We start from the raw sequence: 11,784 nt of genomic DNA, 5'->3' as shown, positions 1-11,784 counted from the left end.
GCTCAGCGGTCACAGAGATTCCTTCGGCGACGCTCCGCTCATGGCCGCCATCGGCCTTCGGCGTACGCCGCGAATGTCCGCTGTCCAGCGAAATGAGCGGCGCTCGCGAACGGCTTGTTGTGGCCGACTGAGCCGCACGCATCGTCATCGCAACAGGCCCTGAGGCGACTTTCCATTTGTACTCAAAAGCGGCCATCCAATGTGATCGCTCTTAACAGTCACCTGCATAAATCATTGCCGCACCGCCCGAAGCCAGCGCCAGAAGCGCAATACCGGGGCCGATGAGTTGCGCGCCTGGCAAGCCGACCAGATGCGCCGTGGCCGAGAGCAGACACACGGTGCCAGCCACGCGCATCGCCCATCCCACGGCAGGTTTGCGGAACAGCACGCCGTCGGTTCTCCATGCGGCCAACAGCGCGCCGCCGCCCGCTGTCCACGCCCCGATCGTGAACAGCACGTCGAAGAGCGCGCGCAAGCCCGCGTAAGCCGCTTCTCCGCCGGTTTGCGATGCGCTCAACGGAAGCACCATGGCCACCGTGGCATCGACGACGATGAACAACGCACTTGCGATGGCCAGCGCAAGCCATCCCGCCATTGCCGCGGTGGCTCCGCGCCTGTATTCGCACGAGGCGAGCAGCAGGGTCCCCACCGCCAGGAACACGTCGCTGGGCATGCCGGCCAGACCTGCCAGGCGCATCCAGCCTGTCGCGTGCGGCGTGGCCGCCATGGCCTGCGCAGTGCTGGACGCACCACCGGGCAACGCCGCCTCGGGTCCGGCCAGGACATAGAACACACAAGTGGCAACCAGACCGACGGCGCCGATGCCGTACAGCAGCGCGCCCAAGCGTGCCGGGGTGCCAGAACCAGGGGTTGTCGAAGCAAGCATCGGTCGCCTTTCCTTTCTTGAAATCGGCCAGAAGTTATCGTTGCTAACATCAAGCGTATGAGCCAATGTTATTCTTGTCAACATGAAGAGAGCGAACGCGATGCACACCCCTCGCTCGAGAGCCGAGCCGAAGGCTGGATACCACCATGGCGACTTGCCCAGAGCCCTCGTGGCCGCGGCAACGCGCCTTATCGATGAAGGGGCGGGCGGGCACGTCACGCTGCGTGCGGCCGCCATTGCGGCGGGCGTGAGCATCGCGGCGCCTTACCGCCATTTCGAGAGCCGGGAGGCCTTGCTTGCGGCCGCGCTCGCCGAGGGATTTCGTGACCTGACCCGCCGCACGGACCAGGCGCGCCGCGCGGCACCCGATCCATTGGAGGCGCTGGTGGCATCGGGCACGGCGTACGTGCGGTTTGCGGCCGACCGGCCTCGGCTCTACCGATTGATGTTCGGACCGGAATGCGACAAGGCCTCTTTTCCCGAACTCATGCAGGCAGGCCACGAGTCGCTGGGGGTGGTGCAGCAGGCCGTTGCCGACGCTCGGGTCGGCCTCGGGATTGCGGAGGCCGACGTGCAACGGATTGCCCTGACGGGCTGGGCGCTGACCCACGGCCTCGCATCGCTGTACGTCGATGGGCTCCTGGCCGATGCCTGCACGCCGGCCGACCTGGATGCCACCGCGCACGGCATGGTGGTGACGCTGATCGAGGGCTTGCGCAAGCGACCGGGGGCAAATCGAAGGGCCCGGTAAGGCGTCACCGCTTCACGTACGGTGCGCGGCGCTGCGCACACCGTCGGCGTGAGCGTCGCCCTGAATGAACCCGAACAGCAGAGCGAAAATGTGAGCCCCATTCAAAGTCGTCTACGGAAGGAGCAGACATGAACCGGACTGACCTCTCGGACATCTACCGCGCCTACATCGCGTGCCTGAACGAACAGGCCTGGCCGAGACTCGCCAACTTCGTTCACGACCAGGCAGTCCACAACGGACGACAGCTCGGCGTGCCCGGCTATCGCGAAATGCTTGAGAAAGACTTCCGCGACATTCCCGATCTCCGGTTCGACATCCAGTTGCTCGTTGTCGATCCGCCCTTCATCGCCAGCCGGTTGCAGTTCAACTGCTCGCCGAAGGGAACGTTCCTTGGCTTGAACGTCAACGGAAAGAAAGTCTCGTTCACCGAGAACGTGATCTACGAATTCCGCGATGGAAAGATCGTCGAAGTCTGGTCCGTCATCGACAAGGCCGCCATCGAAGCCCAGCTCTGACGCAACGCCACTCAGGAGCCCGGTTCCCCGTCTTCCGAAGGCTGCAACTTCGTTGCGATGCCGTAGAGCGCCAGCATGCCCATCACATGCCCGATGGCGACGCCGGGCTCGCCCGATTCGATGCGGGCAATCGTCTGCACATGCACCCCCAGCTTGGCCGCCGCCGCGGACTGGCCTTCGCCTGCCCTCGTTCGTGCCAGCTTGGCCGCCGCCCCCATGTCCTTGATCGCCTGGAGGGCGTCGCTGCCGATGTCTACAGAAATGCGTTTGCCTTGGGCCATGCGCGGATTGTCGCTGCACAATAATCCGGACGTGCCTCGAACTTCGCCTGCCCCTCTGCCCGCCCCCGCGCCCACTCCAGCGCCCACGCCGTATTGGCTCTACCTCCTGGAATGCGAAGGCGGCGTGTACTACGCGGGCATAGCCATCGACGTCGAGCAGCGCTTCTTCCAGCATGTCTTCGGGCTGGGCGCCAAGTTCACACGGGCGCGCCCTCCTCTGCGCGTGCTCGCGGCGCGCATGTATGAAAGCAAGGGCGCCGCGCTGCGGGCGGAACTCAGGCTCAAGGCGCTGCCCCGTGCCCGGAAGCTGGCCTTCTTCGAGGCGGCGGAATCCGCAGTGGCGCCTCAGCCAGTCACGGGGCGTTGAAGTACTTGGTCAGCCCGTCTTCGTCGCCCTTCATGCCGTAGACGTCGCGGTCGATTTCCCCCGGGTTCATGTCCGGGTCGGAACCGAAGATGCGGCCGAAGACCCTCCTCATCGCCTTCGACATGTTGTCCTTGACGAAGTATCCGTGGCCGCCCACGTCCTTTGCGGCGTTGGTGCAGCTGATGTAGCGCATGTAGGGCACACGCAGCAGGTCTGTGGTGGGGTCGGTGCCGAGCTTCGGCCCGGATGAGTTGTCGGCAATGCTCGCGGCCGCCAGGACCGAGTCGCCGTGGTTGAAGGTGACGAAGAGCTGCCCCTTCGGGCGCATCTTGCCCAGCCAGTTCTTGTGCCCGCTGGAGCGGACACAGGGCGCGAGCAACAGTATGTTCTGGGCGGCCGATACGGATTCGCTCGCGCCCGAAAGATCGAGCGTGTATTCGAGATACTGCGCGCCCAGGCTGTGCGCCGCCAGCGTGAAGGGCTGCCCGTTGGCGTAGAGCCTGGCCGTTGCAAGCAGGCGGAGAAACCGCGCCAGCGCTTCGCCGGAGTGCTTGCCGTTCAGCGTCGCCTGGTGGTAGCGGTTGATCTTCGAGCGGATCGGTCCCTCTGCTGGATCGCTGCCGGACTTCACCGCGGCAAGTTCGTTTTCATCGCCGTCGACCTCTGTCGGCAGCACGCCGGGAACGGTCGTTCCGTCGGCCGAGTACCCTTCGGACGGCCACGAAAACCCGATCACCTCGACGCCATACAGCGCCTGCAAGGCATCGCACCGCTTGAAGCATTTCGCGGGCGTGTTGTTGTTGCCGTGGATGTAGACCAGAACCCGTTTGTTGCCCTTGAATAGCGGCACCAATGCATTCAGGGCCTTGTCGTCACCAACGTTGGAATCGGCCGCGGAGACGGCCCACCCCTTCTTGTTCGAGCCCGACACCGTGGCCATGCCGAGCTGCGCCGACCCTTGCCTGAAGCTGGTTCCGAACGCGGCCTCGTTCGGACTGTTGACCATCACCCGATTCGTGAACATCAGCATGGCGTCCCCTCCAGTTGTTGTTGGGACAGGGAGTCTGGCGCCATTCGGCGTTCAGCGGCCTACCGCGAACATGGATTGACAAATTCGCATACCTGGGGCTGTGGCAGGCGATCTTTTGCGTTTTCAGACCGTCGGCAGAACGCCCGCGATTACCGCATCGGCGGTGCGAAGCTGCATGGCGTGTTGCTCCTGGCGAGCATGCGGTTGCGGATGAGCGGCATCCTAGGCCGGCGCCTTGCCCCGGGCAAGAGGCGGCGGCGAAAGCGCCAGCTCCCGCAGCCGCTGGTGCGCGGCGCCGTCCCACACGATGGGCTGCTGGTTTTTCGCATGCAGGTAGTGATGCGTGAACACCGCCAGGTAGGCCTCCAGCGTTTGCTCGGCAGCATGTTCGCCAGCCAGGTTCATGCACAGGGCCGCCACTTCGCTGGTGCAGAAGTGGTCGTCGCGGCCGGAGCGGCGCAGCTTGTATTGCGATATCTGCTCGGGCTGCAGGCTCAGCACCGGCAACCGGTCCAGGTAGGGGCTTCGCCGGAACATCTTGCGGGCTTCGCCCCAGGTCGCATCCAGCAGGATGAACAGCGGGCGCTTTGCGGCGATCTCGCTATTGCCATTGCCATCACCATCGCCGGCTTCATCAGGAAGCCGAACGGCGGTCACCACCCGTTCCGGCGCCGCGTACTGGCCCGGGAACACGACATAGGGCTGCCACTGCGGGTCGGCCAGCAGCGCCACCAGTGCGGGATCGATCTCGGTGCGCGCCCAGCCGAAGGCGAAGGTATCGGCCACCACGTCGGCAATCAGCCAGCCCGTGTTGGTCGGCTTGAGCGGCTCGATGTCGGCCATGAGCAGGCACACCCCCGCCCGCGTGGCCACCGACGGACGCAAGGCGCACATGCAGTGGCTGGGAACGAGCCGGCACCCGGCGCAACGCTCGCGCTTGAAACCACCACGGGCAAGAAAGGGCTTGGCGCTGCGCGCCAAGCGGGCGGCGCGCAGGAGGGAAACGGCGTGGGGCATGCGGGGATTCTCGGGGATGGCTGCGAGCGCCTTCATCCAAGCGGGAAACGGCCGCTTTCGCCCCGATGCATTCATCGGCCGGGTGGCGACAATCCTTGTCACCGATGAAACATCTCTCCTCTTTCGAGTCCCAAAAATTTTTTCCCTCCGCCTCATGTCGCTGAGTCATATTGCGCTCGCCGCGCTAGCGGGACTCGTTTGCGCTGCCGCGTTGCTCTTCGCCGCGGGCGAAGCAGCAAGCCGACCCACGACACGCCTCATCGGCCCTCCGCCGTCGGACTTCCCGGCCCGGGTCGTCACTCTGCCGGGCCCTTTCGGCGGATCGGTGTCGGGCTGGTTTGCGCCTGGTCAACCCGGAAAAGGCGCTGTTCTGCTTTTGCACGGCGTGCGCTCCGACCGAGTGCAAATGCTCCGGCGCGCGCGTTTTCTCAACCGTGCCGGCTATGCGGCACTCCTGATCGACTTGCCCGCCCACGGAGAAAGCTCCGGTGATCGGGTCACGTTCGGCGCGCGCGAAGCGTCCGGTGTCGTGGCGGCGCTGGACTACATGCGGCGCGAGTTGCCTTCCGAGCGCATAGGCATCATCGGTGTGTCAATGGGCGCTGCATCGACGGTCCTGGCGCAGCCCAAGCCGGCCCCCGATGCGATCGTCCTGGAGTCGATGTATCCGACCATCGACGACGCACTGGCCAATCGGCTGAGGATGCGATTCGGCCCCATCGGCGCGAGCTTGGCACCCCTGCTGCTTTGGCAACTTCCGTTCCGCACGGGCCTGAGCACTCAAGACCTGCGCCCCATACAGCATGTTTCAAGCCTGGGGGCTCCCCTCTTGATCATTTCCGGCGCGGACGACAGGCACACGACATGGGCGGAAACGCAGCGCATCTTCGATGCAGCCGCCGAGCCCAAAGAACTCTGGCAGGTGAACGGCGCAGCCCACGTGGACCTTCACGCATTCAATCCGGAAGCCTACGAGCGCAGGATTCTCGATTTCCTGTCCAGGCATCTTCGGGATGAGCGCTGATCCGTCGATCAGCCAAAGCCTGGCGTTGGCGCTCCATAGGTCCCATCCACTCGCCGGTGTAGCCTGTCGCCATGGATTCCCTCATCTCCGCCTCCGCCCGCGCCCTTGCCGCCGGTGACGCGCTCGGCGCCCTCAAGCGGGTGGCCCTGCGCGACGATCCGCCGGCGCTGGCGTTGCGTGGCATCGCCATGGCCCAGCTCGGCGAGCACCCGCGTGCCCGCGAACTCCTGCGCCGCGCGGCGCGTGGCTTCGGTGCCCACGAGGCGCTGGCACGCGCGCGCTGCGTCGTCGCCGAGGCCGAGGTCGCGCTGGCCATGCGCGACCTGAGCGGTTCGCCGCGCACGCTGACCAGCGCCGCCGCCACGCTCGATGCGCACGCCGACCACGCCAACGCGCGGCAGGCACAGCTCATCGCGGCGCGCAAGCTGTTGCTGCTCGGCCGCCTCGACGAGGCCGCCGCCGCGCTGGCGCTGCTCGATGTGCGCGGCCTGCCGCCATCGCTGGCGGCGGTGGCCGAGCTGGCCGCCGCCGAACTGGCACTGCGCTCGCTGCACATCGACACCGCGCGCAAGGCACTGGCCAGTGCGCACGAAGCCGCCCTTCGCGCGCGCGTGCCGGCGCTGCTGGCAGAAGTGGCTGAGGCGCGGGCCACGCTCGATCGCCCCGCCGCCCGCCGGCTCGTTCCCGGCGGCGAGCAGGCACTGCGCCTCGACGAAGTCGCCGCGCTGCTGGCGTCCGATGCGCTGGTGGTCGATGCCTGCCGCCGTGGCGTGGGCACGGGCGACGCGTGGCAGCCGCTGGCACGCCGGCCGGTGCTGTTCGCCCTGGCCCGCGCGCTTGCCGAAGCATGGCCCGGCGACATCGATCGCGAAACGCTGATCGCCCACGCGTTCAACACCCGCCACCCCGACGAAACGCTGCGCGCGCGCCTGCGGGTCGAGATCGGCCGGCTGCGCGCGCTCATCGCGGCGCAGGCGGGCATCGAGGCCACCGCGCGCGGCTTCGCGCTCAAGCCGCATGGCAAGGCGCGTGAAGTGGCGGTGCTGGCGCCGCCCATCGACGGCGAGCAGGCCTCGCTGGTGGCGCTGCTCTCCGACGGCGCGGCCTGGTCGACCTCGGCGCTGGCGCTGGCCCTGGGTGCCAGCCAGCGCACGGTGCAGCGCGCCCTGGCCGAGCTGGAGGCCGAAGGACGGGTGCGTTCCATCGGGCGGGCGCGGGCGCAGCGCTGGCTGTCGCCGCCGCTGGCGGGATTCACGACGATCTTGTTACTCCCCGCCGCGCTGCCGATTGAATAGAGTTGCTCCCAAGGCGCCGGTCCGAGGCGCACCACAAGGAGCCAGCGATGACGAGCAAGACAGCAAGCAGCAAGAACCATGTCCAGGCCACCGTGCGGATGGCCGAGGTCGTGCGCGAATACGGCCCCTTCGCCGGCGCCGCCAACGTGGGCGGCGTGACGCACGACGGCCAGCGCGTCTGGGCCGCCGTCGGCGCCCATCTGGTCGCCTTCGATCCTGAAAGCGGCGAGACCACGCGCACGCTGGACCGCGCGGCCGATGCCGGCACGGCCTTCGACGGCAAGCACCTCTACCAGATCGCCGAGCAGCGCATCGACAAGATCGACCCCGTCACCGGCCATGTGCTGGCGTCGATCCCCGCCCCCGGCCACGGCGCCGACTCGGGCCTCACCTGGGCCGAAGGCAGCCTGTGGGTGGGCCAGTACCGCGACCGCAAGATCCACCAGATCGATCCGGCGACCGGTGCGGTCTTGCGCACCATCGAGTCGAACCGCTTCGTCACCGGCGTGACCTGGGTCGACGGCGAGCTGTGGCACGCCACCTGGGAAGGCGACGAGAGCGAGCTGCGCCGCATCGACCCCGAGAGCGGCACCGTGCTCGAACGGCTCGAACTGCCGCGCGGCATCAACGTGAGCGGCCTCGAATCCGACGGGGCCGGCCTCTTCTACTGCGGCGGCGGAGGCAGCGGAAAAGTCCGCGCCGTGCGGCGCCCGAAAACCGGCAGGGCCTGACCCTCGCCGCGGCGCGCGGCTGACCACGCCTTCGCGCCGACAACCCCTTTCGGTCTTCAGACCGGAGACGAGCGCGCCGACCGCCCGGCGGGTGGCGCCGCGCATGGACGAACCTCGACCGGCTCCCCGAGCCAAGGAGAACGCATCATGACCACTGCCACTGCCACCGCCACCGCGGACACCGGCACCGTGAAGAACCACCCCGTCGTGTCGAAGGACCGATGGCTCGCCCAGCGCAAGGCACTGCTGGCGCGCGAGAAAGAGCTGACGCACCTGCGCGACGACATTGCCCGCGAGCGCCGCGCACTGCCGTGGACGCGCGTCGACAAGAACTACGTCTTCGATGCACCCGAAGGCCCGCGCACGCTCGCCGAGCTGTTCGAAGGGCGCCGCCAGTTGCTGGTGCAGCACTTCATGCTCGGCCCGGAATGGGAGCAAGGCTGCCCCAGCTGCTCGTTCATGGCCGACCACATCGAAGGCATGAGCGTGCACCTGGCGAACCGCGACGTCTCGGTGCTGGTGGTGTCGCGCGCGCCGCTGGCCGAGATCGAGCGCTTTCGCCGGCGCATGGGCTGGCAGTTCAAGTGGGTGTCGGCGCACGACAACGACTTCAACTACGACTTCGCCGTGAGCTTCAAGCCGCAGGAGTGGGCCGAGGGCAAGGGCGCCGTGTACTACAACTACAGCGTGCGCCCCTTCCCCGCGCAGGAAGCGCCCGGCATCAGCGTGTTCTTCAAGAACGACGACGGCGAAGTCTTCCACACCTACTCGACCTACGAGCGCGGCGTGGAAGTGATGATGGGCACCTACAACCTGCTCGACCTCACGCCGAAGGGCCGCGACGAGCACAACCCGGTCTACGCGATGGACTGGGTGCGCCACCACGACCGCTACGAGCCCGCGCCCACCGCGGCAAAGTCCCAAGCCGGTTCGTGCTGCCACGGCGGCGACTGAACGCATCATGGCCAACCTCTGGCCGTGGCTGGTGGTCGCGGGGGTCGGCGCCCTTCACGGGTTGAACCCGGCCACCGGATGGATGTGGGCGGCCGCCTGGGGCATGCGTTCGCACGACCGCGCACAGGCGCTGCGGGCCCTGCTGCCGATCGGGCTCGGGCACGCCGCATCGGTCGCGCTGGTGGCCGGCGCCGTGGCCTTCGGCCTGTCGATGGACCGGCTCGTACTGCAGGCGCTGGCGGGCGGGCTGTTCGTCGTCGCGGCCGTGGTTCACCTGTGGGGACGCACGGCGCGGCGTGTGCGCGCACCGGCGGGACATGCCGGGCTGGCGCTGTGGTCCTTCATGGTGTCCACCGCGCACGGCGCCGGGCTGATGCTGGTGCCCGCGCTGGTTCCGCTGTGCATGGGGGATGCGTCGGCACGGGAGATCACCGCATCAGGCTCACTGATGCTGGCGCTCGCGGCGGTCGGCGTTCATACGGCGGCGATGCTGGGGGTGACCGGGCTGGTCGCCAGCGGGGTTTGCCGGGGCTTCGATGCAGGCGGGCGCTGGCTCAACCGCCCTCGACAGCGGCAACGATCGGCTCCGGAAGAATCGCCGTCAACGCAAAGTCGATAAGGTGCAGCCAGGTCGCTTCAAGCTCCATGATGTTGTAGTGGTCCGAATCGGGAATCGTCTGCACGCTGACGGGCGTCGGCCACGCGGCAATGAGTTTTTCGGAGCGCTCGTGCGGCACGACATCGTCGTGCGCGGCCAGCAGCACCTGGGTGATTGCCGCGACTTCCGCGCTGTGCGTGAGCGAGTCGAACCGGTTGCGCAGCAGCAGCGACAAAGGCACGAGCGGAAAGCGCCGCTTTGCCACTTCCAGCAAGGTGTCGTAGGGCGTGACCAGTTGCAGGCTCGCGAAGTCCTGCCGCGCCACCAGCTGAATGGCCACGCCGGTTCCCAGGCTGCGGCCGACGACGTGCAGGCGCGCCTTCGGGAAGGCCCGGCGCAGGTGGTTGGCGAACTGCACCGCGTCTTCGACGGACGCGATCTCCGAGGGATGCCCTTGCGAGTCGGCCACGCCGCGGTAGTTGATGGCCGCGAAGCCGAAGCCCTGCGGAAGCCAGTGCAGCATCTGCGCGGTGGCGCGCACGTCTTCGCTGCGGCCCGCGAAGTAGATGAACAGGTCTTGCAGCGCGTCTTCGCCGTCGGGGTGGTAGACGTACCCGCGGACCAGGCCGCCGGGCACGATGTGCGAATAGGTCGAGAAGTCGTCGGACAGATGAACAACGGGCAGCTTGCGCGCGTTGAACAGGATGTCGCCCTGGCGCGTGGCCAGGAGGGTCCAGTACGCCGCGAGGCTTCCGATGGCAGCCGCGGATGCCGACAGGGCAATGCGGAAGACTTTGTTGGATGACAAGGTGGGCTCCGGGGTCGAGGGAAGAGAAGGAAATGGGATCGGATGAATGGCGCCTAGTTTCGCCTCGTTCTTCCGTGCGGATGCCCAAGGCCCCGATGCCACCTGCAACACGGCCGCTTTTCCCGCACGCGGTGCCGCCGTCTTCCTACGCCGCCTTCAGCATCGCGACATTCCCGCCCGCGCGCAGATCGGCACGAAGATGCGCGTGCTCCCGCGCTGCACCAGCAAGGCCGCCGCGCCATCGGCCACGTCCAGCTCCTGCACGAGCGCCTCGGCGCTGTCGATGGGCTGGCCATTGAGCGCGATGATCAGGTCCCCCGGCTGCACGCCAGCGCGCGAGGCGGCGGCGTTGACGCGCTGCACCAGCAGCCCGCCCTCGACGCGCAGGAACTGCCGCTCCGCCGGCGAGAGCGGGCGCACCGCAAAGCCCAGGCGCGACGGCGCCGAAGGCGCATCGGCCGCATCGCTGCGCAGGCGCGGGGTGTCGAAGCCTTCGACCTTCACTTCGAGCACCTGCTCGGCGCGGTCGCGCCACACCATGAGGCGGATGTTCTCGCCCGGCGCCTGGTCGGCAATGAAGCCCAACGCATCGGCCGCCTGCACCACTTCGCGGCCCTGCACCGCCAGGATCACGTCGCCCGACTTGAGGCCGCCGCGGTCGGCTGCGCCGCGCGGCTCCACGTAGTTGACCAGCGCGCCGGCCGGCCGTGGCAGGCGGAAGGTGTCGGCCAGCGCCTGCCCCACCTCCTGCACCGACACGCCGATGCGCCCGCGCGTGACGGTGCCGGTCGACAGCAGCTGGTCCTTGATGCGCATGGCGGCGTCGATGGGAATGGCGAAAGACAGGCCCTGGTAGCCGCCGCTGCGGCTGTAGATGCGCGAGTTGATGCCGATGACCTCGCCGCGCAGGTTGAACAGCGGTCCGCCCGAATTGCCCGGATTGATGGGCACGTCGGTCTGCAAGAACTGCATGTATTCGGCGCCCGGCAGCAGCCGCCCCTTGGCACTGACGATGCCGGCCGTGACCGAGTTGCCGAAACCATAGGGCGAGCCGATGGCCACCACGCCGTCGCCGGGCTCGACGCTGGCCGGCTCGCCGATGCGCACGGTCGGCAGTCCGCTCGCGTCGATCTTGAGCAGCGCCACGTCGGCCACCGCATCGAGCCCGATGAGCCGCGCCTTGAACTCGCGCCGGTCGGGCAACTTGACGTTGATCTGCGTGCCGCGCGCCACCACGTGCGCGTTGGTCAGTATGAGCCCGTCGGCGCTGACGATGAAGCCGGTGCCCAGGCTGCTTTCGTCCATGCCGCCCTGCTGCGGCAGCGTGCCCGGCGCGGGCGCCAGCCAGCGGTCGCTGTAGCGGCGCACCGGCACCGAGGGCCGCTCGACGCCGATGTGCACCACGGCCGGGCCGTAGGTCTTGACCAGTTGCGCAAGCCCCGAGGCCGGCCACGGCATGGCGGCCTGCAACGGCAGGCTGGGCGCCAGGCAGGCGAAGGCCAACACCGCCGCCGTGCCAACGCGGCG

14 protein-coding genes are annotated in these 11,784 nt (G+C 67.9%); 8 read left to right on the top strand and 6 right to left on the bottom strand.

Features of this window, described 5'->3' with window-relative positions; translation table 11 throughout:
• Positions 1-211 precede the first annotated feature (211 nt).
• Entirely contained in the window at positions 212-844 is a 633-nt protein-coding gene (locus DBV14_RS03125; protein WP_124457735.1) for a hypothetical protein, read from the bottom strand.
• Positions 845-986: 142 nt separating this feature from the next.
• On the opposite strand from DBV14_RS03125, the gene DBV14_RS03120 reads away from it, so the two are divergent.
• Positions 987-1,637 carry a TetR/AcrR family transcriptional regulator gene (locus DBV14_RS03120; RefSeq protein WP_185545908.1) on the top strand — a complete coding sequence of 217 codons (651 nt, stop codon included), beginning with the start codon at positions 987-989 and terminating at the stop codon, positions 1,635-1,637.
• Positions 1,638-1,765: 128 nt separating this feature from the next.
• Positions 1,766-2,152 carry an ester cyclase gene (locus DBV14_RS03115; RefSeq protein ID WP_124457733.1) on the top strand — a complete coding sequence of 129 codons (387 nt, stop codon included), beginning with the start codon at positions 1,766-1,768 and terminating at the stop codon, positions 2,150-2,152.
• An 11-nt stretch (positions 2,153-2,163) separates the two neighbouring features.
• Here the strand turns inward: DBV14_RS03115 and DBV14_RS03110 are convergent, their stop codons facing one another.
• Positions 2,164-2,433: a helix-turn-helix transcriptional regulator gene (locus DBV14_RS03110; RefSeq protein WP_124457732.1), complete on the bottom strand. Its 270-nt coding sequence runs from the start codon at positions 2,431-2,433 to the stop codon at positions 2,164-2,166.
• 31 nt (positions 2,434-2,464) lie between these two features.
• On the opposite strand from DBV14_RS03110, the gene DBV14_RS03105 reads away from it, so the two are divergent.
• Entirely contained in the window at positions 2,465-2,800 is a 336-nt protein-coding gene (locus DBV14_RS03105) for a GIY-YIG nuclease family protein (RefSeq protein WP_260396795.1), read from the top strand.
• Here DBV14_RS03105 and DBV14_RS03100 read toward each other — a convergent pair.
• Together DBV14_RS03100 and DBV14_RS03095 are read right to left on the bottom strand one after the other, a co-directional pair.
• On the bottom strand, positions 2,787-3,830 hold the full coding sequence (locus DBV14_RS03100; RefSeq protein WP_124457730.1) for an alpha/beta hydrolase: 1,044 nt from the start codon (positions 3,828-3,830) through the stop codon (positions 2,787-2,789). The genes DBV14_RS03105 and DBV14_RS03100 overlap by 14 nt on opposite strands.
• A 222-nt stretch (positions 3,831-4,052) precedes the next feature.
• The gene (locus tag DBV14_RS03095; protein WP_124457729.1) at positions 4,053-4,847 is read right to left on the bottom strand and encodes a tRNA-uridine aminocarboxypropyltransferase; all 795 of its coding nucleotides are present in this window, start codon (positions 4,845-4,847) and stop codon (positions 4,053-4,055) included.
• A 16-nt stretch (positions 4,848-4,863) separates the two neighbouring features.
• Here DBV14_RS03095 and DBV14_RS03090 point away from each other — a divergent pair, with 16 nt between their 5' ends.
• From DBV14_RS03090 to DBV14_RS03070, 5 genes are all read left to right on the top strand, one after another.
• The gene (locus tag DBV14_RS03090; RefSeq protein ID WP_260396794.1) at positions 4,864-5,871 is read left to right on the top strand and encodes an alpha/beta hydrolase; all 1,008 of its coding nucleotides are present in this window, start codon (positions 4,864-4,866) and stop codon (positions 5,869-5,871) included.
• Positions 5,872-5,942: 71 nt separating this feature from the next.
• A complete protein-coding gene (locus DBV14_RS03085) occupies positions 5,943-7,166 on the top strand; it encodes a helix-turn-helix domain-containing protein (protein ID WP_124457728.1) in 1,224 nt (407 codons plus the stop codon).
• 47 nt (positions 7,167-7,213) lie between these two features.
• The gene (locus DBV14_RS03080; RefSeq protein ID WP_124457727.1) at positions 7,214-7,897 is read left to right on the top strand and encodes a PQQ-binding-like beta-propeller repeat protein; all 684 of its coding nucleotides are present in this window, start codon (positions 7,214-7,216) and stop codon (positions 7,895-7,897) included.
• 147 nt (positions 7,898-8,044) lie between these two features.
• The gene (locus DBV14_RS03075; RefSeq protein WP_124457726.1) at positions 8,045-8,851 is read left to right on the top strand and encodes a thioredoxin family protein; all 807 of its coding nucleotides are present in this window, start codon (positions 8,045-8,047) and stop codon (positions 8,849-8,851) included.
• Between the two features lie 7 nt (positions 8,852-8,858).
• On the top strand, positions 8,859-9,470 hold the full coding sequence (locus tag DBV14_RS03070; RefSeq protein WP_124457725.1) for a hypothetical protein: 612 nt from the start codon (positions 8,859-8,861) through the stop codon (positions 9,468-9,470).
• On the opposite strand, the gene DBV14_RS03065 is transcribed toward DBV14_RS03070, so the two are convergent.
• Both DBV14_RS03065 and DBV14_RS03060 read right to left on the bottom strand, forming a co-directional pair.
• Positions 9,406-10,257 carry an alpha/beta hydrolase gene (locus DBV14_RS03065; protein ID WP_124457724.1) on the bottom strand — a complete coding sequence of 284 codons (852 nt, stop codon included), beginning with the start codon at positions 10,255-10,257 and terminating at the stop codon, positions 9,406-9,408. The genes DBV14_RS03070 and DBV14_RS03065 overlap by 65 nt on opposite strands.
• Before the next feature lie 156 nt (positions 10,258-10,413).
• Complete coding sequence (locus DBV14_RS03060) at positions 10,414-11,760, bottom strand: trypsin-like peptidase domain-containing protein (protein WP_260396793.1); 1,347 nt, start codon at positions 11,758-11,760, stop codon at positions 10,414-10,416.
• Positions 11,761-11,784: the final 24 nt, after the last annotated feature.

The sequence above is a fragment of the Variovorax sp. KBW07 genome (assembly GCF_003852515.1).
GTDB lineage: Bacteria > Pseudomonadota > Gammaproteobacteria > Burkholderiales > Burkholderiaceae_C > Variovorax.
Note: the sequence above shows the minus strand (reverse complement) of the source record. Positions and strands in the feature narration are given on the sequence as shown.

Excerpts from the sequence above, each read along its gene's own strand:
- DBV14_RS03120 (WP_185545908.1), top strand. The coding sequence starts at position 987 with ATGCACACCCCTCGCTCGAGAGCCGAGCCGAAGGCTGGATACCACCAT.
- DBV14_RS03115 (WP_124457733.1), top strand. The coding sequence starts at position 1,766 with ATGAACCGGACTGACCTCTCGGACATCTACCGCGCCTACATCGCGTGC.
- DBV14_RS03110 (WP_124457732.1), bottom strand. The coding sequence starts at position 2,433 with ATGGCCCAAGGCAAACGCATTTCTGTAGACATCGGCAGCGACGCCCTC.
- DBV14_RS03100 (WP_124457730.1), bottom strand. The coding sequence starts at position 3,830 with ATGCTGATGTTCACGAATCGGGTGATGGTCAACAGTCCGAACGAGGCC.
- DBV14_RS03095 (WP_124457729.1), bottom strand. The coding sequence starts at position 4,847 with ATGCCCCACGCCGTTTCCCTCCTGCGCGCCGCCCGCTTGGCGCGCAGC.
- DBV14_RS03090 (WP_260396794.1), top strand. The coding sequence starts at position 4,864 with ATGGCTGCGAGCGCCTTCATCCAAGCGGGAAACGGCCGCTTTCGCCCC.
- DBV14_RS03085 (WP_124457728.1), top strand. The coding sequence starts at position 5,943 with ATGGATTCCCTCATCTCCGCCTCCGCCCGCGCCCTTGCCGCCGGTGAC.
- DBV14_RS03080 (WP_124457727.1), top strand. The coding sequence starts at position 7,214 with ATGACGAGCAAGACAGCAAGCAGCAAGAACCATGTCCAGGCCACCGTG.
- DBV14_RS03075 (WP_124457726.1), top strand. The coding sequence starts at position 8,045 with ATGACCACTGCCACTGCCACCGCCACCGCGGACACCGGCACCGTGAAG.
- DBV14_RS03070 (WP_124457725.1), top strand. The coding sequence starts at position 8,859 with ATGGCCAACCTCTGGCCGTGGCTGGTGGTCGCGGGGGTCGGCGCCCTT.